This window comes from Corynebacterium sp. UMB6689 (assembly GCF_030215295.1).
GTDB classification, from domain to species: domain Bacteria; phylum Actinomycetota; class Actinomycetes; order Mycobacteriales; family Mycobacteriaceae; genus Corynebacterium; species Corynebacterium aurimucosum.
In genome coordinates this window covers 1-23,497 of sequence record NZ_JASOLS010000013.1, presented here as the reverse complement: position 1 = coordinate 23,497, position 23,497 = coordinate 1, and the positions used below count along the sequence as shown (strand labels likewise).

The 23,497-nt window shown below is 50.7% G+C and carries 17 protein-coding genes and 1 tRNA gene; 16 read left to right on the top strand and 2 right to left on the bottom strand.

What is annotated here, in order from left to right:
- Positions 1-100 precede the first annotated feature (100 nt).
- Positions 101-2,029: a DNA primase gene (gene dnaG, locus QP363_RS08400; RefSeq protein ID WP_284763979.1), complete on the top strand. Its 1,929-nt coding sequence runs from the start codon at positions 101-103 to the stop codon at positions 2,027-2,029.
- 8 nt (positions 2,030-2,037) lie between these two features.
- On the opposite strand, the gene QP363_RS08395 is transcribed toward dnaG, so the two are convergent.
- Complete coding sequence (locus QP363_RS08395) at positions 2,038-2,313, bottom strand: hypothetical protein (protein ID WP_070446667.1); 276 nt, start codon at positions 2,311-2,313, stop codon at positions 2,038-2,040.
- A gap of 207 nt (positions 2,314-2,520) precedes the next feature.
- On the opposite strand from QP363_RS08395, the gene QP363_RS08390 reads away from it, so the two are divergent.
- The 3 genes from QP363_RS08390 to QP363_RS08380 all read left to right on the top strand — a co-directional run bounded on the left by QP363_RS08390 (position 2,521) and on the right by QP363_RS08380 (position 4,767).
- Positions 2,521-2,658 (top strand): hypothetical protein, encoded by a 138-nt coding sequence (locus tag QP363_RS08390; protein WP_284763975.1) that lies wholly within the window; start codon positions 2,521-2,523, stop codon positions 2,656-2,658.
- A gap of 213 nt (positions 2,659-2,871) precedes the next feature.
- Positions 2,872-4,029, top strand: coding sequence for a non-hydrolyzing UDP-N-acetylglucosamine 2-epimerase (gene wecB / locus QP363_RS08385; protein WP_284763974.1), 1,158 nt, complete (start codon positions 2,872-2,874; stop codon positions 4,027-4,029).
- Positions 4,030-4,104: 75 nt separating this feature from the next.
- On the top strand, positions 4,105-4,767 hold the full coding sequence (locus tag QP363_RS08380; RefSeq protein WP_284763973.1) for a DUF1707 domain-containing protein: 663 nt from the start codon (positions 4,105-4,107) through the stop codon (positions 4,765-4,767).
- Between the two features lie 226 nt (positions 4,768-4,993).
- Here the strand turns inward: QP363_RS08380 and QP363_RS08375 are convergent.
- Positions 4,994-5,066, bottom strand: a tRNA-Asn gene (locus QP363_RS08375).
- A gap of 225 nt (positions 5,067-5,291) precedes the next feature.
- On the opposite strand from QP363_RS08375, the gene QP363_RS08370 reads away from it, so the two are divergent.
- The 12 genes from QP363_RS08370 (at position 5,292) to QP363_RS08315 (ending at position 23,349) form a co-directional block, all read left to right on the top strand.
- Entirely contained in the window at positions 5,292-6,599 is a 1,308-nt protein-coding gene (locus QP363_RS08370) for a glycosyltransferase family 4 protein (RefSeq protein WP_284763972.1), read from the top strand.
- On the top strand, positions 6,577-8,094 hold the full coding sequence (locus QP363_RS08365) for a glycosyltransferase family 4 protein (RefSeq protein WP_306486622.1): 1,518 nt from the start codon (positions 6,577-6,579) through the stop codon (positions 8,092-8,094). The genes QP363_RS08370 and QP363_RS08365 overlap by 23 nt, the downstream gene beginning before the upstream one ends.
- Before the next feature lie 11 nt (positions 8,095-8,105).
- Positions 8,106-9,398: a nucleotide sugar dehydrogenase gene (locus tag QP363_RS08360; protein ID WP_284763970.1), complete on the top strand. Its 1,293-nt coding sequence runs from the start codon at positions 8,106-8,108 to the stop codon at positions 9,396-9,398.
- Between the two features lie 21 nt (positions 9,399-9,419).
- A complete protein-coding gene (locus tag QP363_RS08355; protein WP_284763969.1) occupies positions 9,420-10,265 on the top strand; it encodes an ABC transporter permease in 846 nt (281 codons plus the stop codon).
- Positions 10,255-11,097: an ABC transporter ATP-binding protein gene (locus tag QP363_RS08350; RefSeq protein ID WP_284763968.1), complete on the top strand. Its 843-nt coding sequence runs from the start codon at positions 10,255-10,257 to the stop codon at positions 11,095-11,097. Before QP363_RS08355 ends, QP363_RS08350 begins: the two co-directional genes overlap by 11 nt.
- A gap of 508 nt (positions 11,098-11,605) precedes the next feature.
- On the top strand, positions 11,606-12,868 hold the full coding sequence (locus QP363_RS08345; RefSeq protein WP_284763967.1) for a nucleotide sugar dehydrogenase: 1,263 nt from the start codon (positions 11,606-11,608) through the stop codon (positions 12,866-12,868).
- A gap of 120 nt (positions 12,869-12,988) precedes the next feature.
- Positions 12,989-14,182: a glycosyltransferase gene (locus QP363_RS08340; RefSeq protein ID WP_284763965.1), complete on the top strand. Its 1,194-nt coding sequence runs from the start codon at positions 12,989-12,991 to the stop codon at positions 14,180-14,182.
- On the top strand, positions 14,179-16,959 hold the full coding sequence (locus QP363_RS08335; protein ID WP_284763963.1) for a glycosyltransferase: 2,781 nt from the start codon (positions 14,179-14,181) through the stop codon (positions 16,957-16,959). Before QP363_RS08340 ends, QP363_RS08335 begins: the two co-directional genes overlap by 4 nt.
- A gap of 45 nt (positions 16,960-17,004) precedes the next feature.
- The gene (locus tag QP363_RS08330) at positions 17,005-19,578 is read left to right on the top strand and encodes a glycosyltransferase (RefSeq protein ID WP_284763962.1); all 2,574 of its coding nucleotides are present in this window, start codon (positions 17,005-17,007) and stop codon (positions 19,576-19,578) included.
- Positions 19,579-19,600: 22 nt separating this feature from the next.
- Positions 19,601-20,560: a glycosyltransferase gene (locus tag QP363_RS08325; protein WP_284763960.1), complete on the top strand. Its 960-nt coding sequence runs from the start codon at positions 19,601-19,603 to the stop codon at positions 20,558-20,560.
- 143 nt (positions 20,561-20,703) lie between these two features.
- Positions 20,704-21,765 carry an ATP-grasp fold amidoligase family protein gene (locus QP363_RS08320; protein WP_284763958.1) on the top strand — a complete coding sequence of 354 codons (1,062 nt, stop codon included), beginning with the start codon at positions 20,704-20,706 and terminating at the stop codon, positions 21,763-21,765.
- A 144-nt stretch (positions 21,766-21,909) separates the two neighbouring features.
- On the top strand, positions 21,910-23,349 hold the full coding sequence (locus QP363_RS08315) for a hypothetical protein (protein WP_284763957.1): 1,440 nt from the start codon (positions 21,910-21,912) through the stop codon (positions 23,347-23,349).
- Positions 23,350-23,497: the final 148 nt, after the last annotated feature.

Here is a 23,497-nt window from a genome sequence, read left to right as displayed (position 1 = left end):
CAATCCCCACCACGGGGTGTTTGCGGATGTGGGAACAAGCATCAAAGACCCACCCAGCCGTGGGTACCTGTGTGTCCAGCAGGCGGGGTAGTCTGTACGCATGGCACGAGGCAGAATTCCGGACAGCGATATCCAAGCTATCCGTGAACGCGCGCCTATTGATGAAATCGTGGGCGAATACGTTCAGCTCAAACCCGCTGGTTATGACTCTTTGAAGGGTCTGAGCCCGTTCAAGGATGAGAAGACCCCGTCCTTCCACGTGCGCCCGCAGCGCGGCTATTATCACTGCTTCTCCACCGGCAAGGGCGGGGATGTCTTCAGCTTCCTCATGGAGATGGAGCAAGTCTCCTTTCCGGAGGCCGTTGAGGCCGTAGCCCAGAAGATTGGCTACCACATCAATTACCAAGGCGGCTCCACCGGTGCGCGCGATGAAAAGCCCGGCACCCGCCGCCGCCTTATCGCCGCGAACAAGGCCGCGCACGAGTTCTACCGCCAGCAGCTAGAAACCCCGCAGGCTGCCGCCGGACGGGAGTTCCTCCTGGACCGTGGCTTCTCCAAGGAAATCATCTACGAGTTTGAATGCGGCTATGCCCCGGAGGGCTGGGATACCGCCACCAAGCACCTGCTGCGCATGGGCTTTTCCTTTGAGGAGCTGGAAGCCGCCGGCATTTCCAAAATGGGCAAGCGCGGTCCCATCGACCGCTTCCACCGGCGCCTACTGTGGCCCATCAAGGACCTATCCGGCAACGTCATCGGCTTTGGCGCGCGCAAGCTTTTCGACGATGACAAGCTGGGCAAGTACATGAACACGCCTGAAACCATGCTCTATCACAAGTCCAAGGTGTTCTTCGGCCTGGATTTGGCCAAGCGCAACATCGCGGAGCAACACCAGGCCGTGGTGGTGGAGGGTTATACGGATGTCATGGCCATGTACGCCGCGGGCGTGAAAACTGCCGTGGCTTCCTGCGGCACCGCCTTCGGTGCGGACCACCTGCAGGTGCTGCGCCGCCTGATGTTGGATGACTCCTACTTCCACGGCGAGCTCATCTACACCTTCGACGGTGATGAGGCCGGGCAGAAGGCCGCCATGCGCGCCTTCGAGGGCGAGCAGAAATTCACCGGCCAGTCCTTCGTCTCCGTGGCTCCGGACGGCATGGATCCTTGCGACCTGCGTCTTGAGCGCGGCGACGCCGCCGTGCGTGACCTAGTGGCGGACCGCATCCCCATGTTTGAGTTCGTCATCCGTTCTGTCATCTCAGACTTCAGCATCGACTCTGCCGAAGGCCGCCTCCAAGCCCTGCGCCGTGCCGTGCCCGTGGTGGCCCAGATTCGCGATGAACCTCTGCAGCGCGAGTACGCCCGCCGCCTTGCCGGTTGGGTGGGCTGGCCCGACCCAGAGGAAGTACTCCGGCAGGTACGTCAAGAGGCCCGCAAGCCGAAGAAGGAACAGCGCCCGCGCTTTGCCTCCCTGGAGGAGACCTCCTCAGCACCCGCGCAGACCAATGCCCCCGTCATGCACATCCCCGGCCCCCGCGAGCCACACCTGTGGCCGCAACGCGAGGCCCTCAAGCTGGCCCTGCAGTACCCGCAGATCGCTGGCAGCTATTTCGACGGAATCACGGAGGATGCCTATTCCAACGAGGCCTACCGCACCATCCGCCGCGCCATCTCCACTCTCGGTGGTGTGACCGCCGGTGCTGAGCAACCCGGCGTGGAATGGCTGGCTGCCGTGGCAGGTGAGATGCCGGATCTTATGGCCCGCAACTTCGTTTCTGAGCTCGCCGTGGAACCCATCAAGCTAGGGGAGACCGGCAACCCCGATAACGACCTTGAGGCCTACGCCGATTCCGTTCTCTCCCGCCTCCAGGAAGCCCGCGTGGGCGACCAAGTAGCCCAGCTCAAGGCCCAACTAGGCCGCATGCGCCCCTCCGACGATGAAGAGTCCTATAACTCACTCTTCGCCGACCTCGTCGCCCTCGAGCAGGCCCGCCGCGAGCTCAATGACCGCGCCTTCCGCGGCGTGCGCTAATCAGCGCTTTAATCTTCGTCCGGTTCGTAAATCCGGTCCGGCTGCACTCCATCCGCGGCGCCGCGCTTACCGCGGCGCCCCTTGTTGTAGTCCTTGAGCTCGCGCATGCGCGGCTCTGGGTCCAAGCGGTTGGCCACGGCCTTGCGTGCGGAGCGTACCGCTGCCTTGGTGGCGGGGGAGTTGACGGCCTTCTCATAGGCGCCCTTAATTTGGTGATAGCGCTTGCGCCCAGCCTTGGTTCCAAAGACGTATCCGGCGGCAGCACCCACAACAAATTGGATCATTGGAAACTAGTCATCCCCTTACTTTAAGCCGGCACAGGAGCCAGCGTTTGCGTACAACGTACAGGAAACGTGCAATTCTCATGAACAGCCTACCTGCCTAGGCAGTCTTGGGCAGGTGGCGGTGGGGCAATGGAGCATACCGGGACCGCGAATAGATATGACGCGAACTCTTCCCTTAATGCATTCGCTTCAGTTAACTTAATACCTGTGAAGACTTCTAAGCATTCGTATGCGGCATCGGCAGCCGTGGCGATGTCAGCGCTGCTCACCGCCAGCGTAGCGGCAGCTGAGCCCCGTACTGCTGGGCTCGAAGAGCCGCGCGAAGTCACCGTGAGCGAGGATTAGAACAAATAGTTCGGCCATTCCGCCGCGTGCAGGAGCTGGTGCGGTGTATAAATGCCGCGGTGTCTAGACTTTTCGAGGTCCGGATGGTGTGAGCAGTCGTGGATTGCGGAACCCCGTGTATAGTCTCGCTGTAGTTTCTCCAAGAACTAAGGCCGAATTTATTTTCCATCTCAAAGAGAAGAACGATTGACTTATCGCACACCAAGGAGAAAAATGCCCCGACCGAAAATTGTGACCGTTTATGGCACGCGCCCGGAAGCAATCAAGGTCGCTCCTGTCATCACTGCCTTGGATAGGGATGGGCGTTTCGAATCAGTCGCGGTCTCCACTGGTCAGCATCTTGAAATGCTAGAGCAAGTAAACAAAATGTTTGGAATTAAACCGAAGTGGGACCTTCATCTGATGAAGCCTGGCCAAAGCTTGAACCGCCTAGTTTCGCGAGCAGTAGAGGGGCTAGACGAGGTTATCGATGCTGAAGCTCCCGATGCCATTATCGTTCAAGGCGATACCTCCACGGCAATGGCAGCGGCGTTGGCTGGGTTTCATCGTGGGGTGAAGATTATTCACCTCGAGGCAGGATTGCGCACTGGCAACGTCCATTCTCCGTTCCCGGAAGAAGCCAACCGCAAGCTCATTAGCCAAGTAACAGAGCTACATCTTGCCCCGACTGCAGGCTCAATGGAAAACCTGCGCCGCGAGAACGTTCGCTCTAAGAACATTACAGTCACCGGTAATACGGTCATTGATGCTCTTTTACAGGCTGCCACTTGGGATACGGTTCTTGAGAATCCTGCCTTGCAGGAGGTGCTCGAATCAGGCGAGCGTCTTGTTGTGGCCACTACTCATCGCCGCGAGAATTTTGAGGCGATGAAGGAGATAGGTGGTGCGGTTAAGGACCTTGCAGAAATCTACTCTGACATCAATTTTGTACTTCCGCTGCATCTGAACCCTAAGGTTCGAGAAGCTGTGCTTCCGGAAGTCGAGTCTTTGCCCAATGTTCTCATCACGGATCCGCTTCCGTACGATCAGTTCACCAAGCTGCTTGACCGTGCGACCATCATCCTCACTGATTCCGGCGGAGTCCAGGAGGAAGCGCCGGCTCTGGGTAAGCCGGTCCTAGTCATGCGCCAGAACACTGAGCGCCCTGAAGCTGTTGTTGCCGGCACTGTGAAGCTTGTGGGCACCAACCGTAGCCTCATCGTGGCGGAAGCCAAACTGTTGCTTGACGATGACGCCGCGTACACCTCTATGGCCAACGCTGTTAACCCCTATGGCGACGGTAAGGCCGCAGAGCGTGCCGTTGCCGCTATTGCCGAGCTCCTCGGCGTAGGGGAGCGTCTGCCGGACTTTGACCCGGGTATTGAGCTATAGAGAATTGAGATGGATGGGCAGGCGCGTATTTCTAGTTGCCCTGCCCATTCATGCGGTTCCACGTAAGGTAAAGCCATGGAACCACGCGAAATTAAATGCACTAATTCTCAACGCACCACAGCTTCTCAAGTCCTGGCTGACGCGATGTCTGTAGGCCAACTCAGCGTCGCCGAATTTGAGGAGCGTTCTTCTGCATGCGCCGACGCGACGACGCGTGGCGAGTTGCTCGACCTTGTTTCAGATCTCCTTGAGCATCCAGGACCGGTACTCTTTGGTAGCCATGAGGTCACCTCAAAGAGCTCTCACGCGATGACCACTGTGGATGGGGAGATTGCTACGACTGTTGACCGCGCACTAGCTCAAGTCGAATCATCCGTGAGTGGTGCTCAGAGCCTTTCCTTGGGCATCTTCGGTGGCACTACGGTTCGAAGTACTCCCATTGCCTCTCGCCACACCACAATGGGTATTTTTGGTGGGACAGACGTTGACCTGCGCGGTGCTGCACTTCGAGAACACGTAACCACCATCCAAGCGGTTGGAATCTTTGGTGGTGTCGACGTTTGGATTCCCGAGGGCTTCCGTGTTCGAGTTAGCGGCATCGGCCTTTTCGGCGGGCATGACATCAAGGTTGACCGTGGGGCTATTGATCCGGCCGACCTACCTGCTAGCGCTCCAGAGGTTGTCGTCAACTGTTTTAGCCTCTTTGGAGGGGTGGACGTGCACGTTGTTAAGCGTTAGGTCGGTGACGAGTATTTAAACGTCACGGCATTTCCGCGACAATAGTCACCACAACATGCGGGTAAAAGAGAAGAAGCAGAGCCCCAAGCCGCAAAGTTGAGATCAAATACGTTCTGACTTCCAAGCCTGGAAATGTTCTTTAAACAGAGGAAACCCACCCTTAACCCAGCGGGTGAATTCTAGATAGGTAAGCAAAAAGCCGCTTGAAATACAAGCGGCCATTTCGCTCCTCCAACTGGGCTCGAACCAGTGACCCTTCGATTAACAGTCGAATGCTCTGCCAACTGAGCTATGGAGGAATATGTGTATGCTGCTGAGCGATTGGTTTCGCTCTCTGCAACGAGTTCTAACTATATAGGGAGCGTGGAGAACAAACAAATTAGCAGTTCAGTGGGGTGTTTGGTGTAAGAATCTGGAGTAGTTGAGACCTTATGAAGAATGCGAGTTGAGGGTGGTAATGTTCAGCTCACGCGTTGAGGGGTTCGGTGCTCTACGACGTAGCGAATGCAATAGAAAGGTTGCGGATGCGCATTCTTGTAGTTAGTCAGTATTGGGCCCCCGAAGTGAGCGTTCCGCAGAGAAGGTGGTCATGGTTCTGCAAGATGTTGAATGAAGCTGGACATGAAGTACTTGCGATCGCTCCGCCTCCAAATTTTAGTAGAAAAGTATCGTTTCGGACTTGGCGTCGTAAGAAACTGTTTAAACCGGCACGATCTCTAGAATTGGGTAAAAATGGCGAAAAGATTCTTCGTACAGGCTTTGTCCCGGCAGGGCGTTCGCTAACTCTGAGGATACTGAACCAAGCAACCGTTGCCTCGGGGATGTTGTGGGCGGCAATAGCTAGGAGAAATCTGCTGAAAGAATTTGATGCAGAGGTTGTGGTAGGGACAGTTCCGGCTCTGCCAACCGCCATCGTGGCTCGATTAATAGCTGGTCTTGTAGGAAGGCCTTACGTTATTGATCTAAGGGACGCTTGGCCTGATCTTCTTAGGGATTGGGAGCGATGGAATGAGGATGTAGGTAAGCCCTCTTTTCGGGAAAAGCTCTTGAGTAAGGGGCCGGCTCAATTACTAATTGCGTTCGTTGAAATGACAGTGGGCGATGCCCTTAAAAGGGCGGATGGGCTCATTCTGACATCGTCGTTTTTGGCTGCTGAAATTGGGGAGAACCGACGGAAGTCAGGATATGAAGAAATCCCCATTGGTGTTGTTCGAAATGTTTTTCAAGGGATGGTATTGCCTGAAAAGCAGCAGAGGAAAACAAAGCTACCACTAAAGGTGGTATATGCCGGAACGATTGGGAGGGCTCAGCATTTGTCGAACGCGCTTTATGCAATGAAGATAGCCCAAGACGACGGGGTGGAAGTGTGTTTAAAACTATTGGGGGACGGAGCTGCAAAGCCTGCCCTTGAAAAACTTGCAGAGGAACTTGGAGTCGATGCGGAGTTTGAAGGCAAAGTTGGGCTCGAAAGATTGCAAGAATGCTATCAATGGGCAGATACAGCTTTGGTGCATTTGGCTGACTGGGAACCTTTGAAGCGGGCTGTCCCCTCAAAAACATACGAGTTAATGGAGGCGGGGATTCATGTAACTGCGGTTGTACAGGGAGAATCGGCTGAAATTGTGCAAAACCAAAACGCCGGAATTGTTGTTCAGCCAGGCCGGCCCGAGCTGCTAGCTCGAGCATGGGAGTTGCTAGCCCAAGAAGCTGAATCGTTGGATGTAGGGGCTAGAGGCTCAGAATGGGTGCGAGAAGAGCGAAACGAAATTGCGCCAAAGGTGCTTCTCTCCACACTTTCCAAGGTCGTGGATGGGAATTGCTGTGGACGCTAGGTTTAGAAAAATGGAAACACTTAGGAACTGCATTTTCTTGCTCGGGTTCGTATCCTATGAACTTCTGTATGAGTTCGAGGACTTTGCTGAAAAGGTCTGTCTACGCTTTGGCTGTGCTCGAGGAGAAGGGAAGTGCCGCCGAAATGGCACGACTCAACATCGTGATTTTTATAAAGAAGGCAACTTTGCTGACGGTCTAAAGTCTGTTGGGAGCGGGAAAGCAATGACAAAGTATTTCCTGACCAAGCGGTTCGAAGAGGCTCGGCGACAGCTTGATTTCCCAATCTACCCATCTAAGAAGTTGTCTCGTGTTGAAAAGAAATCGCCCACAATCTACTTTGTAACTAATTCGTTTCCCCACACAACCTCGGGTTACGCGGTTAGGACTGAAAAAGTAGCCCACGCTCTTCGACAGAAGGGAATCCCTGTGAGAGTGTGCACTCGGGCTGGATACCCACTTGTGGTTGGCCGCTGGGAAGCAACTTCTCTTATTAGCCAGCGGCGCCAAGGGCTTGTGAGGCTTATTCCATGGACCTTCAGTTGGAACGCTTGGCAACGGCGTAGGAAAGCAGTGAAGCTGCTAGAAGAAGAGGCTCGTGATTTTAATGCCAAGCTAATTATTACGACAACCGGCTTCGAAAACGCCTCTATTGCTTCTGAAGCTGCGCGAAACCTTAACATTCCGTGGGTCTATGAAGTTCGTGGTGAACCGGAGTCGACCTGGTTGGCTGCTTGCCCCCAAAAACGAGATAAAACTTCCGAATTTTATCGACGGTCTAGAAGAAAAGAAAATGAAGCGGTGACCGAATCGGGAGCTCAGGTTTTCCTGAGCAACGTATCGAAGCAGTCCTTTGCTGAACGCGGATTATCGCTCTCAAGACCGGTAATTTTGCCAAATTCTCTTGATGAGAGCGTACTTGCAGCAAACAAAGCATGCACTTCAAACAAAGTCTCTGGAAGAGAAGAGGCTGGTGAAATTGTAGTCGGTAGTGTCTCGTCGCTTGTTGGGTACGAAGGTTTTGACACGCTTATTGATGCTCTGGCGTCGACAAGTACTCGATTCAGATTGCTTTTAGTTGGGGGCGGAAAGGAAAGGAACTCGCTTGAGCAACGGGCCGCTCGATTGGGGCTCCAAGACCGAGTGAGTTTCGTCGGGCCTCAGCCGCATGCCGAAATAGGAGAGTGGTACAAAAAACTAGATATATTTGTATTGCCGCGAAGGGACCAATCGGTCACAAGGATGGTGACCCCAATAAAGCACCTCGAAGCTATGGCACGGGGCATTCCGGTAATTGCGTCTGATCTCCCTGCACTCCGAGAAGCGACTGGAGGATTAGCAACCTACTTCCCGGCGGGTGATGCTAGTGAACTTAGTCAATGTCTTGAAGGTGTAGCTAGAGGCAATCATCAGGCGGAACAAGCCTACCGATGGGTTAGCGAAAGGACATGGTCTAACCTAATAGAAGATTTAATTGACGAATTGTGGTCCGAGTGAAAGGTGACGTGTTGAACACTCAGCTGTCTGGTGACACTGCACGACCGAATCTTTGTGTCGTTGGGCTGGGGTACATCGGTCTCCCAACTGCTTTAGCGTTTTCTGAGCAACTGCCTAGTGTTGTGGGCGTTGATATAAATCAATCGAAAATTGAAGCCCTCATGCGATCCGAGAGTTCTCTTCCGGAGCGTGGAATTGAGGACAAGCTGAATAGTGCAGTGAGTTCTGGGCGGCTTCACTTTTCTTCTTATCCGGTTCCAGCGCAAACGTATCTTGTGGCCGTTCCGACGCCGTTGAATGAAGACAAAACGGTGGATATGTCCATGGTTGAGTCGGCAGTAGATTCGATCGCAGAACAGCTGCTTGGCGACGAACTCATTGTAATCGAGTCGACCTCGCCTCCAGGTGCGACTGTGAACCTACGTATGAGGCTTGCACAAGCTAGGCCAGACTTGAATTTCGAAAAGGAGAACGGCCGGTCAGTACATGTTGTTTATTGTCCAGAGCGGGTTTTGCCAGGAGCGATTTTTGAAGAGCTACAGGTCAATAGTCGTATAGTAGGAGGCGATAGTTCTGTGGCTATCCGGCGAGCTACAGAAATTTATTCGCTTATCTGCTGCGGTGAAATCTTAACAACGAATAGTAAAACTGCTGAGCTAACTAAGCTGGCAGAAAATGCGTACCGAGACGTCAACATTGCCTTTGCTAATGAGATTTCGATGATTGCAAAAGCCATCGGTGCTGACGGTCTGGAGGTCATTGAACTAGCGAACTGTCATCCGCGGGTGAACATTCTACAGCCCGGTCCTGGAGTGGGTGGGCACTGCATTGCGGTTGATCCTTGGTTCATTGTTGGTGTTGCGCCAGAGAACACCCGAATGATTCAGGCCGCACGGTCGGTGAACGATTTTAAACCCAGTTGGGTTGTAGATAGAGTGGTCGAACGGGTTCGCTTAGAGGGGTACCAAGAAGTTAATGTTGTAGGCTTGACCTTCAAGGCTGATGTTGATGATCTTAGGCTGTCGCCGAGTATAAGTATCATTAGCCGGCTGGCTAAAGAAAATTCGCACCTGAATATTTGTATTTATGATCCGTATGTCCTTGAGCTGCCGGAAGAGTTGTCGCCTTTCCCGAACGTTAAGCTTTGTCTTGAGCGGGATGGACTCTATACTCGTGCCCTGACGATCCTTTTGGTGGCGCATAGCCTCGATTTGGAATGGGTTCGTGAAGCGTTTTCTACCGACACTTGGCTCGACTTTACGGGGAAAATGAAAGCGCCCAGTACCAGGGGCAGTGGGGACTAAATAGAAATGCGTAGTCGAAAAATGACCTTGATCGATGACGGCGCGTTGCAAAAACTTCGGGCTAGGCCTTCATTGGTCGAATATTCGCGGCAATTGTGGGAGCGAAAGAATTTCATTCTGGCAGAGGCGCGGGGGCGTGCCCTGAGGGGAGGCAACGACACCTTCTTGGGGAAAGCGTGGATTGTTTTAGATCCCCTTTTGCAGGTATTACTTTACGGCTTGGTGTTCGGGCTTGTACTGAAAACAAATCGCGGGATCGACAACTTTTTAGGCTTTCTGACGATCGGCGTCGTGTTCTATCGTCTGTCAACAAGGGGGTTCGCCACCGGCACTGGATTAGTGCAGGGCGCAAAAGCGTTGATAACTTCTTTTAATTTCCCCCGTGCGGCGGTGGTTTTTTCTAATGCGTGGAAGACCTTTTTGGATTCGATAGCTCCGGCGGTAGTTGCCGTCATTGTCGCTAGCCTATTTCAATTGAATGACGGTGTCCACTGGCAGGCAATTTTTGTTGTTCCCATATTCCTGCTTATCCAATTATTCAACCTTGGTATTTCGTTCTTTGTTGCAAGAATTACGGCGTTCGTCCCCGATATGCGCACGCCAATAACTCTTTTAACTAGAGCCCTGTTTTTCGTATCAGGAATATTCTTTACTATTGATAGATATGCCGGTCACCAATTGGTGATGGAGATAATGTATCTTAATCCTATTTACCAGTTTTTGTATGCGGTACGGTGTTTCGTCTTGGATGGCCAATCGCCAGGTTTATTTACCCTGACTTATTTGAGTGCGTGGTCGTTCGGCGTGGCGATAGTTGGATACGTCTATTTTTGGGCGGCCGACGAGAGGTATGCGAATGTCCAATAAAGTTACGGTAGTTGTTCGAAATCTTTCTAAGACCTATAGGCTGACCAAGACAGGCTCTTCACGTGGGCTGTTCAATAGAGGTGGATGGACTGAAGTTGAAGCGCTAAAGTCGGTCTCATTTATCGCTCATGAAGGTGATGCCATCGGAGTTTTGGGGAAAAACGGCTCCGGCAAATCAACGCTGATGAATATCATATCGGGGGGTGTTGCTCCCACGACTGGGGACGTCCTCGTTAGTGCTCAGCCAACGCTGCTGAGCGTCTCTGGAGCGCTGCAAAATCATCTAAGCGGAACCCAAAATGCGCGTCTGGGGCTTCTTGCGAAAGGGATGGAGCCTAGGGAGGCGGAAGCACTGACGAAAGAGGTCATCGCTTGGGCCGATTTAAATGATGCTGCCGATCGTCCGTTGAAAACCTATTCGTCGGGAATGAAGGCTCGGTTGAAGTTCGCCCTCGCTACCGCGGCGCCTTCGGAGGTGCTTTTGATTGATGAAGCACTTGCCACAGGTGATTCGGCTTTTACTGCCAAGGCGAAGCGAAGGATGGATCAGTTTCTAGGGGGTACTGGCACAATGCTGTTGGTGTCACACTCAGCTTCAAGTATTCGAAAGCACTGCAATCGTGCCATTTGGATTAACGATGGCGAGGTTATTTCGGACGGATCTGTAAGAGAGGTGTCCAAACCTTACGAGCGGTGGAATAAGGCTCGCGCAAATGAAGACACTCAGTCTGCAGCGCAAATAGTTGAAGATGTCAAGCAAGGTTACCGGAAACCGAGCATAGTATTTGATAGCGAAGCTCGAAAATACTTCAATACTCAATATATGCGATAGCCTTTGATTGGCTTGTGAGTGCAGCATATTCGAAATGCGCAAAGCTATATAAAAATGGTTTCCCTAAATGGCAGAAGGGGCAAGAGCGGCTAGGGTATCAATGCACTAACCGCGTATGGGTTTGGCCCTTGCTTGGGTGTTGGAGGAGGGGCGTATGGAAAAGCGGCAACCAAGATTGTAAATCCGACTAAATTCGTTGCGAAACTTAGCGTTAATTGTGATCGGGGCCCAGCGGAGTGCGGGACGCTATCATCGTTTGACCGGGCGGTGAGGGGGCTGCGCTACAGTTCCTAGCCGTCGCTAGTTTTAGCACATCTCCGAAAGTTGAACGGCGAAAAGGTTGAAGGGAATGCATCTTGCAGATCCTGTTTTAGGCTCCGGCAGTGTCACTGAACGTAAAATTTGAGTAGCTAGAGCTAGTGTCGAGCATGGTCGGGGGATAATGTATTCTGAAGAAGAATTGTTAACCCGTTGATTGTATTTTGGGGCTAATGCCCTTGGGAGAATAATGACTAAGACTGTAACTGTTGTCGGCCAAGGGTATGTAGGTTTACCTCTTGCCCAAGAAGCTTCCCTTTCAGGGTGGAAAGTATTTGGACTCGATGTTTCTGAGGCAACTGTAGCTAAATTGAATAGCGGTGAGTCTCACATTGACGATCTATCCGATAGTGACATCGAAGAAATGTTGAGCAATGGATATGAAGCGACAACAGATGCCTCGGTGGTGGGTCAGTCCGATGTGACCGTAATTTGTGTTCCAACACCGCTTGGGGAGGCGGGGGCTCCCGATTTGGCGTACGTGGAAGCTGCCTCTGCGACCGTTGGTGAGAGCGTCAAGCCGGGCTCTTTGGTCATCCTGGAATCTACAACCTACCCAGGAACGACTGAAGACGTTTGTGTGCCAATCATGGAGGCCAAGTCGGGGCTTGTGGCAGGTCGTGACTTTTTTGTTTCCTTCAGTCCGGAGCGTGTAAATCCAGGATCTGAGAAGTTTGGTATCAAGAACACGCCGAAGCTGGTTGGCGGAATTAACGCAACTGCGACAGAAAAGACTGTGCAGTTTTACGAGTCTTTCGTTGATGAAGTTGTCCCTCTCAGTGGTGTGAAGGAAGCAGAGACCGCAAAGCTGCTGGAAAACACATTCCGACATGTGAATATCGCGTTGGTAAATGAAATGGCCCGTGTGTGCCATGAGCTCCAAATCGACATTTGGGAAGTGATTCGCGGTGCCGCCACAAAGCCTTTCGGCTTTATGAAGTTTACGCCCGGAGCTGGTGTGGGTGGGCACTGCATCCCGATCGACCCGAATTATTTGTCCTATGAGGTTCGTCGCCGTCTAGGATACCCACTACGATTTGTTGAACTTGCTCAGGAGATTAACAACTCCATGCCTAGTTACGTGGTGGAGCGAATCGCTGAAAGGCTCAATGGGGAAAAGAAAGCAGTAAATGGTGCAAAGGTTTTGCTGCTTGGGGTTACTTACAAGCCAAATATCGCAGATCAGCGTGAGTCTCCCGCAGTTCCGGTTGCTCGAGAGCTTCTGAAGCGACAGGCGAACGTCCGATTCCATGATCCATTTGTTCCAGTGTGGAACCTTGGTGATGGCGATAGCTTGACCTCTGAGCAAGATCTGCAGCAAGCAATTGCTGATTCCGACATCGTTGTCTTGCTGCAAGCCCATTCTCCATACGACGTTTCGGCGATCCAAGAAAACGCTCGTCTATTCTTGGATACCTGCGGAATTGTCGACAAACCAGCAGATCGTCTTTAACTTTAAAACAGCCACCCAACTTCACCCATATCACAAGTTGGGTGGCTTTCGCGAGGCAGTGACAAGAGAATGCGACAATCGTTTAGGTACTATTCGGCGCGCATAAAAAAAGCGTTTAGAATGCTAAGAAATATTTCAGGCATCATGGAAGCGCCTTCGAGTGCGCACTTCGATGCTCTGAAGCGGAGAATTACTGATGCGTTCCCTCCTCAGAATTCTCAACAGCGAATACTCTTGGTAACCAGCAACGGAGCCGGCTTAGGGCACCTGACTCGCCTGAATTCCGTTGCCCAGCATCTTGATGGCGATGTACTCATCTATACGATGTCTTCGGCCTATAAAACGATTGCGCGAGATCCGCGAAAAATTATTTACTTTCCATCTTACGGTGATTTGGGCATGTCGGGTCAGATATGGAACCGCTTCATGCAGGCGCACTTGGAAGCGACAATTGAAAGCTTTGCCCCAGATCTTGTTGTATTTGACGGCACCTACGTCTATAGAGGGGTGAGCTCAAGCTGCCGAAAGGCCGAGGTACCGTTGGTCTGGCTTCAGCGGGGAGCATGGAAGCAAGAGGTAGATTCCCGAAGCAAGCAACGTCATAACGCGCATCTGTATTGTGACTATGTCGTGGTACCGAGGGACCATGGATTCGTGGAAGAAGTCGACTGCGGCCCGGACATTGATGTGATGTACGTCGACCCAGTAGTGCTCGGGGAAGAGTCCGATCTCTTGCCAGCTGAAGAGGCCAGAGAAATCCTCGAAATCCCGAAGGGTAAAAAGGCTGTCCTCATCCAATTAGGAGCAGGACGAATCAATTCAATTCAGAGCGCGCTCGAAGAGGCCATAACAGCAGTTCAAAGTCTTGGAGACTCCTGGCTTCCGGTTGTGGTGAGAAATCCGTTGTCTGAAGACGGCGGAGCCAAGGATATCCATTCGATTTCGTATTACCCCTTGTCGCGTGTCTATCGAGCCTTTGAGTTTGGTGTATTCGCGGCTGGATATAATTCGGTTCAAGAATCAGTCGAGTTCGGGCTCCCCGGTGTTTTCGTGCCAAACGAATTCACGAAAACTGATGACCAAGTCGCGCGCGCTAGCAAACTCGCGAGTGCAGGGCTAGGCCTATGTGCGAGAGATAGTGCAGAACTAAGAGAACAAATCGTCGACATGGCAGACCCCGAAAGGCGGCAAAATATAGCAATTAAGATGGCCGCTGCTAGTGGAACTAACGGGGCGAAGCAAGCGGCTGAACTTTTTTCTTCCTTGGCGTCACAACGCATAGCCAAAACTAGCGGTGAGAAAGGCAACGCATGAACAAATCAAAATTGCTGGCGGCAGGAGGTCTCTTACTCGCACTGGCCGGTATTGCATTCTCTTTTTGGCGCATTGACTTTAGCTTGGCGACGATCTTTCTAGTATTAGTCGTCTTGGTCATTCTATCCGCTGTTATTCACCGCTATTTGGTGAAAACGGTTGGCCGCATTAGTAAGGTACTGCTTGAAGTTCGTGCCGCTACAAGGGAACTTAAAGACAGTTCTTTTGGGGAGCCAACAACCCAGGAGAGGGGAACTGGGGCAGGGCGAAATGACTCGCCGTCTATTGGGGGACTAACTACGTCTGGGAATAGGACGAGAAACTCGTCGAAACTGAATGAAGCATCAAGCCGAGCGAACACGCGAGACGGTTCAACCCAATCGTTGGCCTTAAGCCCTGTTCCTGCAGATTGTGTTGAATATGTGGGAAGCGTGCATGCATCTTCTGTCGGTACGCTAGAAAAATTTGCACTTCGTAACCGGAGTATCTCCGTGAGAGATAGCTTAGCGTTCCAAGCTACAGGCCTATCTGGGGGGCTTAATTCCTTAGTAACTAAACTTGAAGAATGCGAAGCCGGTGATGATGAGGCCCTACGTGCTGTAGAGGCATGGAACTGGGAGTTTGTAGCTGCTCTGGCAAGGGTGATTTCAAATCAGAGATTTAGTCAACACGACCTGCAAACCGCGGAATATCTTTATTATGCGTTTTTTGCATTGAATCGTGCCTCGGTACTGGGCTCGCGAGATCTAATTCTCTTCTCTGAAGTATTGGAATTGCAGGGAAAATACAAAGAGGCCGTGGCACTATGTCAGAGAGAAAACAAGCGAATGCAGGCCCCGCTGCAAACGGAGTTTACGATCGCCAATCAACTGCACAGGCAGGAAGGGAATTTCGCAAACTGGATTCATCATGTCTCAGCCTTGTACAAGCGTAAAGGCTTGCCGGGACTACGTCTACACGACCAAGACTCGAAATTGAGCATCGATAATTTGGCGTCGGATTTGGCTGAGCCAAGGACTATCAACGGGCCTAAGATCACGGTGATCGTCCCTACCTTTGAGGGAGCTACGAGGATTGATACGACACTGCGGTCACTTGTCAACCAATCTTGGAAAAACATAGAGATCATCGTCGTTGATGATGGGTCCAGCCCAGAAAACGCGAGCGAGCTCCGCGAAATTTGCGGAAAATATGAGGATGTCCTGCTGCTGGAGCAAGGAGAAAATCGAGGGGCATACCCCGCTCGTAACCTTGGGTTGCAATATTCAACTGGACAGTACGTGACAGTCCACGATGACGACGATTGGTCACACCCTGAGAAGCTTGCAATTCAAGCGCAATATTTAATAAGCAATCCGAAAGTCAAAGCTTGTGTCTCGCGACATATCAGAGTCACGGAGGATATGAAGTTTACTCGGATTAATTCCAACCCCAAATACATTCAGTCGAACTACTCTTCTTTGATGCTCGAGAGGAGCATGGTTGAGGCGTTGGGCGGATGGCACGAAATTAACCGCGGTGCGGATGAAGAGTTTAAAAAGCGTGTTGAGCGATTTGGGGATACGAAGGTTGCGACAGTATGCCCCTTGCCCTTGTCATTCACTAGAACGCACGATCAGTCGTTGACAGCAGGTGAAATAAGCAGAGGATACCAAGATCCGTCCCGACTGTTCTATCATGCGTCTTTTACACGAGTTCACAAAACAATGACTTGGCCAAGTCAAGAAACGGTTCAGGGGATATCAGCCCCAGCAAATATGCGCGCCGGAATGAGGGGTAAGCACCTAGGGCGCTTTGACATGGTCGTTGCTGCGGACTTCTCCTTGGACGACTTCCAACAGCACAAGGTCCTGAGAGATGCGCGTATCGCGGCAGATAACGGGCTGCGAGTGGGGCTCCTCAATCTTTTTTCGCCCCACTCTGATGCTAACGGTGTCCCGTCAGAGGAAACTCTGCTGTTGGCAGAACACCCCAACATTGAAGTTCTTTCACTAAAGGATTCCGCTGTGGTGTCAAAGTTAATAGCGCCGGACCCCTCAGTATTGCAGTTTGTCGAGAACTTAGCCTCTAATTTGGAAGTTGCCACGCTTGCGATTCTTTGGCATGAATCTGTAGCTAGCGAATTCAGAAAGCTATATGACGAATCGACCGTTGTCCGTAATGCCGAGAAGTTGTTTCCAGGCGTCGAAATTGAGAGTTTCAACTCGTCCGGAAAAAGGATCTGGCAAAGTGCGCTCACATTCAAAACTGAAAGTCCGTCTGCTCGAGAATGGCGTGATATACCAGTTGTCGGCCGGTTCTCGGACCGCCAAAACTCCCAGAACACAATGTGGCCCGCGCAACTTGCCGATATCCATGCAATTTATGGACAGAATTCCTCATGGCAAGTATCAATGTATGGGTCAGCGCCTTTGCTTTCAGAGAAGGCGACGGTAATACTGAGCGCCTCTCACTATGTGGAACCGGAAAGTCAGGACTTCGCTGAGTTCCTTGATTCAATCGACTTCTGGATTCCTTTCGGCGAAGAGCGGGGGCTTGCTTTAGTAGAAGGAGTTCTTGAAGCACAAGCGTCCGGAAAGGTTGTCATACTGCCTTACCGTTACAGATCCGTTTTCGGTAGCTCCGCCATTTATTCATCTCCGAAGAATGTCGCCGGCGTAATCACTAGACTTTGGCGAGACAAGTTTCTTTATCAAGAGCAAGCAGAAAGAGGGCTGGCGTTCGTTAAGAAGATGTGGAGTCCGGGCGAACTTTTACGAGAGTTGACCGTTAGCTAGGGGCTCAGCGAAGCTCACGAAACAGATCTAGGCGGAAGTAACTAAATGAAGACGTGGCAAGATAATTTCTCTGAATATCTATCAATTCGGGATCGATTTGATTTAAAAAAGCGAGATTTACTGGCAGATTACGCGGAAATATCAAAACGACGTCCGAATGCGGCCTTCGCTACTGCTATCCGCAACCAATCGTTGGAGTATCTCGATATATTGTCGATGGAAGCCAGCGGCAATCGACTGGTATGGGATGAGTTGAGAGCACTTGCTGCTTATACGTATTCCTCTGCTGGGGTGAGCGGCCTCTCAGACCGTCTCTTTGGTAAGACGAGGAGCGATACTTTCTCGACAAAACCAATTGAAGATATTGCTAGGTTAATCTTGCTTAGTTGTGCCGATGAGCGCGACAGGAGAGTCGGGGCTTGGCTGCTTTCGGCTGTTAACCAGGCTCGACCGGCGGATAGAAAAAATAAAAAGGCTCGGCTCCTCGAAGTTCAATACTCACTGCTGGAAGGGGAGAAGGAGCATGCCGCCCATCTTTTGGCGAAGTGGAAGGATATTCGTCTTCACGAGTATTCCTACTTGGAAGCCGAGCTCATTTCTCCATTCGGAACCAACTCCACCCAGTCAGTTTCTGATTCCAAGGTGGACGAATGGTTGAGGTCGTTCAATAAGGTTTTTTTCGAGAATGAACTGTGGCCAGTCGGTTTGGAGCGAACGGATATTTTGGCACCTTTCGATGCTTTAACCGTTCACCAAGCTGAAGCGGACATGGTTAAGGTGAAGGGTAGCGGTGCCCCAGTAGTTTCTGTAGTTATGGCAGCTTATAAGCCGGAATCCAGACAGATTCTGACGTCGGCACGCTCAATTTTGCAACAGACATTGAAGCAAGTTGAACTCATAATTGTTGACGATGCCTCGGGAGACGATTACCAAGACATATTCGATGAGTTGCAAGCCTTAGACCCCCGTGTCCGTGTGATTCAGCTGGAGCAGAATTCAGGGACCTACGCGGCGCGAAACGTAGGCTTATCTGAGGCAAACGGTGAGTTCTACACTGGCCAAGACGACGATGACTGGTCTCACCCGCAGCGGCTAGAACACCAAGTCAGGTTTATGAGGGAGAACCCAACTGCTATTGGATGCCGGGTAGATGCACTTCTTTGTAATGAGGAGTTGAGTCGACTCCGGCTGGGATATAAATCGATAAATAGCAACGCTTCATCGCTGATGGTCAGGACTGAAGATCTAAAGAAGATTGGCGGCTTTTTAGAGACACGAAAAGCCGCTGACACTGAGGTTGCAAAACGACTTGAAAAGAGATTTCAGAAAAATGTGCAGCCGATCCGACTGCCATTGACCATAGTGAGGATACTGGCGGACAGTCTATCGCGAAGTGAATTTGCAGCTGGTTGGAGCCACCCCGCTCGAAACCAGTTCAAATCATCATATGAGCATTGGCACGCCAATTCACAACCGCATGACCTTGACGTGATGCAAGGTGTTCTTCCGGAGATTGCGGTACCTCGTAGGTTTAGGGTCTTGCACAGTGGCCAGAAATCCTACCAAGTAGTCCTTGCTGGCGATTGGCGCAAGTGGGGCGGGCCACAAAAGTCGATGCTCGAAGAGATTCATGCGTTGAAGTCAGCTGGGATGACCGTCGCTGTCCTTCATCTTGAGGCAGGACGCTTCATGTCTACGAAAGTGGATTTCTTGGCACCACAGATCCAAGGATTAATAAATTCTGGCTATGTGGATGAAGTTTTATATGATGATGCCATAGATATTGATCTTCTTATACTTAGATATCCTCCGATTCTGCAGTTCATGGCGGACCGGCCAACGGCGCTTCGTATTAAGCGGATGTTCATTACAGCAAACCAAGCTCCATCAGAACTCGATGGGTCTGACATAAGGTATTTAGTCCGCGATTGTCATGAAAAAGCACAGGCTTGCTTCACGAAATCGGTTACTTGGGTACCGCAAGGGCCCCAGGTGCGGGAAGCTATCGAAGGATATTTGGCGAAGGGTGAGTTGGAGGCTTTTGATTTTCCTGGAATTCTTGAGCTAAATGAATGGCACACATCGATACCTCGTCAAAAGCGGGGGAACGGGCCCGTCATTGGGCGTCATTCTCGAGATGATGGTATGAAATGGCCGGAAAGCAAGGAACTTATCCGCTTGGCGTACCCTCTTTCGGGCGATATCCAGGTGCGAGTCATGGGAGGTGGGAAGACCCCTTCTCGACTGCTGAAAACGCAAGAATTTCCGGATAACTGGACCGTGTTAGAACGGGACGCGATGGGAGTCTATGATTTCTTGGACTCTCTTGATTTCTATGTGTTTTTCCAGAATTCTCAAGCGGTGGAAGCCTTTGGGCGCTCAATACTCGAAGCAATAGCGGCAAACTTGGTAGTAATACTTCCCCGCCAGTTCCAACAAGTATTCGGAAAGGCTGCGCTCTATTGTGAAGTCGAGGAAGTTGAGGGCATGGTTCGAAAGTATTACGAGGATTGGGATTTGTATACCGGACAGCAACGCGTAGCCGCGCAGGTTTTGAAGGAGCGTTTTAGCCGAGAAGCATTCAGCTCGCAGATCACGCAAATACTTGCTTCGCTTTGATCGAAATGAATGAGGAAAGCCTGTGTCTTACAATTTTTTAGGTCACACTCGGTTCAGTCTCTATGAGCCAAATTCGAGCTCTTGGCGAATGACAAGGCAGAAGAGGGATGACGGCTCTGGAAGAGACCCGTATAGGGAAGCACTTTTTGATGAGCATCGCCTTCGGCAGCGTGCACATATATTTTTTGAAATCTCTTTGCCGATCTTGGATCAAGCAGCAAAAGAGGTAAATTTGGTGCATGTAGTGAGCTACTCCGATGAGCTACCGTCGAAATATAAAGCTATGCTAGAGGAAGCATCCGAGAGGTATTCTTGGATCAAACTCGATTTACGGACTTCGACGAATCGGAAGGGCCTTAATCTAATTGATTATGGGGCCAAGGCTTTTGGCAAGAATGTTGTCTATGGGGTTTACCGATTAGATGACGACGATATCCTCGCGCCCACCTATTTTGAACAGTGCTCAAAGTATCTGAAGTCCGATTTTGCTGGAATGGTAGTTTCTTTGGCAAAGGGAATTCAGGCATTTTACTCTGATGGAGAATTCTTCGGTCCGAGAATCGAGAATCGTCCGAAGATAGCGTTGGGGTTGCTAAAGGTCTGTAAAACTGATTCACGCGGAAGAGTGCTACAACCAAAGCCGATCGCCCATCCTAGAACCGACGAGAAGAACCCAGTGATCCTAGATGCTAGGCAGATATCATATGTTCACACGATGCATTTGAGCCAAGATTCTGGAGTGGATAAGCCTTCTGACGACCTTGGAAAACGTTATCGAAACTATCGGCAGTTGCCTGAGGCAAGTGTGGCAGACGTTTCTGTCTTCCCTACTATTCAATTCAATCTGGAAGATTTCCCGATTTCCCGATCGGAAGCTGTGATTCGGACGCATCTTAATCACACCTCCCTGATCAATTTGATGAAGGATGCCAGTCGTGTATTAAAGAGGCGTGTCTGGCTTTTAAAAAACCGATTCATTTAAGAAGTTGCGGATACATGTCTAGATATGGGCTCAGATCTCTATGATTTGTACGTTCTAGACGGGTAAGTTTGTCGCTGGCCATGTCTCGCTAACGGCTACGGTTTCAGCATTTTATATTCGCTGTCAAGAGAAAGGGTAGTCTCATGGAATCCAACGGGTATGAGGACTTAGAAAAAGGCATTCGGCGTAAAGTAAGGGCTCTTCACGCGGCGAAAAGTGACCTTTGGAAAAGCATAAACACACTTAAGCAGTCACCTGATCTAAACGATTCCGAACGAAAAAAGCTGTTATCGATGGCTTTTTCGCCTCTGAGTAATAAAGATGTGCGGCCTCGGTTTGCGATGGATTTAGAACGTTTCGATATTGGCGTGTCGTTTCGATCTTCGCTTGCTCATACACGGCTCTGGAAGAAGTCAATAAAGAAAAATGGTGCATTGATAGCTCCTGGAGGGAATTCCAAAACTTCTGATCGGCATTTTGCGGCGGCGCTTGGGGTACCGTCGCCGGAGATATTTCAAGAAAAAGAGACTATTGATAATATTGAGCTTCGCCCAAATACCGTTCTAAAGCCCGAAGAAGGTTCAGCTGCGAACGGAGTGTTTTATGTTGACGAAGGACTGGGATTGGTGTCTTTCTCGTCCCGTCAGCGCTACCCGTCTGTTGATGAAGCTATCACTGAACTAAGAAGTGAGAGACTTAAGGACTTGCCAGTTTGGAAACTTGAGCAGGCAATTACGTCAGACGATGGGAACCTGGCACACGATTTCAAGGTATGGTCATTTTACGGTCAGCCCGGAGTGGTGCAAGAAATCAAACGAGATCCGTATACTCAAGACGGTAATGAATATTTTTACCACCGTCCTTCTGGCGGGGAATTCCGCATGAATGGAGCTCGCAAGCGCCTCGAGACGGCTGGTTTCCCAAAAATACTATTGGATTATGCTGAAAAAATTTCGCTTGCCAGTCCTGTGCCGTTCTTGAGGATTGATTTTCTTGCGGCGGACAACCGAGTTTTTCTGGGGGAGATAACACCACATCCGGGCGGGACATATGCAGGTCAGCTTTTTGATGAGGCGGATAAGGAGCTGGGCAAGTTGTATTATGACGCGGAGGCACGTCTTTACTTGGACTTGCTGCGAGGCAAAAAATTTACTGAATATTTTGATTGCTACGAATGTGGTGTCTTTGGTGCAGATAGGACGTAAGCATTAATAGAGTGAGTCTATTTCCCGACGACTGTGGAAGTGGGATTCTTGGTCTAGACGTAGCTCGTTTAGATAGCTTACATCTTGCTTCCACTCATTTAGAGTGAATTAATCCGGTTGTTCGAAACCCCGAGTTAGGTATTTGTGATGGTAGCCTTTAAAAGCAATTTTCCACGTGGCTTTGCATATGCAGAGCATTCTTTTTGTCCGCCGTTGGGGTTTGTTAAAGCTCCTGTGATTGAAAACCTGTGGGTCGATCCATGGGTCAAGATTGATGCGGCGGCGTATCGGGGTACATTTGTCGTGGTTTTAGGAGAGGCTGTCTTTCAAAATGATGTTCAAGGGGTTCCCAGCTCCGAGCTGCTTTCTGCGCTATCGCTTGGAGAAGAGGAATTTTTTGATAAGTTGAAGTGGCTTGCAGGACGCTACGCTGTATTTTATGGGGACGCCGTGAGTTTGTCAGTTGTAGCTGACGCGACAGCGACGCGTTCAGTTTTTTACGCGGAAAATGGTGGCGTTGTGGCGTCTCACGCTGCTTTGGTCGAGTACATCCTTGGCGGTAACGCTGACCGATCTGATTTTCCCGCAAGGTTAGGCTTTCCTGGGAACAAAACGCCTTATTCGCGAACGAAAATTCTTACCGCGAATCTTGGTTACAAGGTTAAAGAGAACCAGATATTCCGCTATTGGCCTACGAAAAAAATGGTGGAAGTATCTCCTTCACAAGCCGCCGAAATTACAATTTCGTCGGGGGCTAACGCTCTTACTAGGCTTGCTAAGGAGCGGCCGATTGCTATCGCAATGACTGCTGGGTTCGATTCCCGTCTCATTCTGGCAACTGCTGTAAAAGCCGGTATAGACTTTGAAACTTTTACCTACGGCGAGAAGAGTAGTGATACTAAGGTCGATCGACTTGTTGCGAAAGAGCTGGCAGAGCTAGTGGGGGTTGAACACTCCGTACCGCCTGTTAAGAAGGCTAGCCCAGTGCTTTCCCAACGTTTAGAAGTGGTCAACTATGGGTCACATCATAAAAAGTGGGTCGCAGGGATGACCGAACATTTCAAAGATCCTGAGACCGCTATTGTGAGCGGGAATCTTATGGAGCTTGGGCGTGGGCACTATACAGACATCGAAGCTCAAGGGCTAACAGACGGAAATGACCCATCCACTTTGGCTAAGATGTATGTGAAGCGCTTCCCTAGGAGAACAAAGCGGGAAATCGAAGCCACCGTAGGAATGAACCGTTATTTGAGCACAGTTGAGAAAATCTTCGCTCAATGGCTCGACGATATAGGCGGGTTTACTCCAGATTTTCTTCCCGGGGTGACCCAGTTTTATTGGGAGCATCGGATGGCAGCATGGTATGGGCCCTCAATGCTGGAGCGTGATTTTTATGGAGAATCATTCATTCCATTCAACTCTCACGGCGTATTTGAGGTATTACTTGGTGTGGATAAGGCGGAAAGGGAATCTAACCAAACATTTATAGACGCCATTAATTTGGTGGATGGCCGTCTACTGGAGATTCATGTCAACCCGGCTACATGGCCCACTAAGGAACCAATTAATTTGCATAAGCATTAGCCTACAGCCGGCGGAAAGTGATTTGAACGATGCCATTGTCGTAACTAATTGTAAAGCTGGGGTTTTAATGGGGACCTGACCCCTGTTAGGTAGACACCTGATATCCAGCCCGGTTGGGTTGGGAAGAAAGGTAATCTACCACCATGCC

Excerpts from the sequence above, each read along its gene's own strand:
- QP363_RS08345 (WP_284763967.1), top strand. The coding sequence starts at position 11,606 with ATGACTAAGACTGTAACTGTTGTCGGCCAAGGGTATGTAGGTTTACCT.
- QP363_RS08355 (WP_284763969.1), top strand. The coding sequence starts at position 9,420 with ATGACCTTGATCGATGACGGCGCGTTGCAAAAACTTCGGGCTAGGCCT.
- wecB (WP_284763974.1), top strand. The coding sequence starts at position 2,872 with ATGCCCCGACCGAAAATTGTGACCGTTTATGGCACGCGCCCGGAAGCA.
- QP363_RS08330 (WP_284763962.1), top strand. The coding sequence starts at position 17,005 with ATGAAGACGTGGCAAGATAATTTCTCTGAATATCTATCAATTCGGGAT.
- QP363_RS08395 (WP_070446667.1), bottom strand. The coding sequence starts at position 2,313 with ATGATCCAATTTGTTGTGGGTGCTGCCGCCGGATACGTCTTTGGAACC.
- QP363_RS08340 (WP_284763965.1), top strand. The coding sequence starts at position 12,989 with ATGCTAAGAAATATTTCAGGCATCATGGAAGCGCCTTCGAGTGCGCAC.
- QP363_RS08320 (WP_284763958.1), top strand. The coding sequence starts at position 20,704 with ATGGAATCCAACGGGTATGAGGACTTAGAAAAAGGCATTCGGCGTAAA.
- QP363_RS08350 (WP_284763968.1), top strand. The coding sequence starts at position 10,255 with ATGTCCAATAAAGTTACGGTAGTTGTTCGAAATCTTTCTAAGACCTAT.
- QP363_RS08380 (WP_284763973.1), top strand. The coding sequence starts at position 4,105 with ATGGAACCACGCGAAATTAAATGCACTAATTCTCAACGCACCACAGCT.
- dnaG (WP_284763979.1), top strand. The coding sequence starts at position 101 with ATGGCACGAGGCAGAATTCCGGACAGCGATATCCAAGCTATCCGTGAA.
- QP363_RS08370 (WP_284763972.1), top strand. The coding sequence starts at position 5,292 with ATGCGCATTCTTGTAGTTAGTCAGTATTGGGCCCCCGAAGTGAGCGTT.
- QP363_RS08335 (WP_284763963.1), top strand. The coding sequence starts at position 14,179 with ATGAACAAATCAAAATTGCTGGCGGCAGGAGGTCTCTTACTCGCACTG.
- QP363_RS08365 (WP_306486622.1), top strand. The coding sequence starts at position 6,577 with ATGGGAATTGCTGTGGACGCTAGGTTTAGAAAAATGGAAACACTTAGG.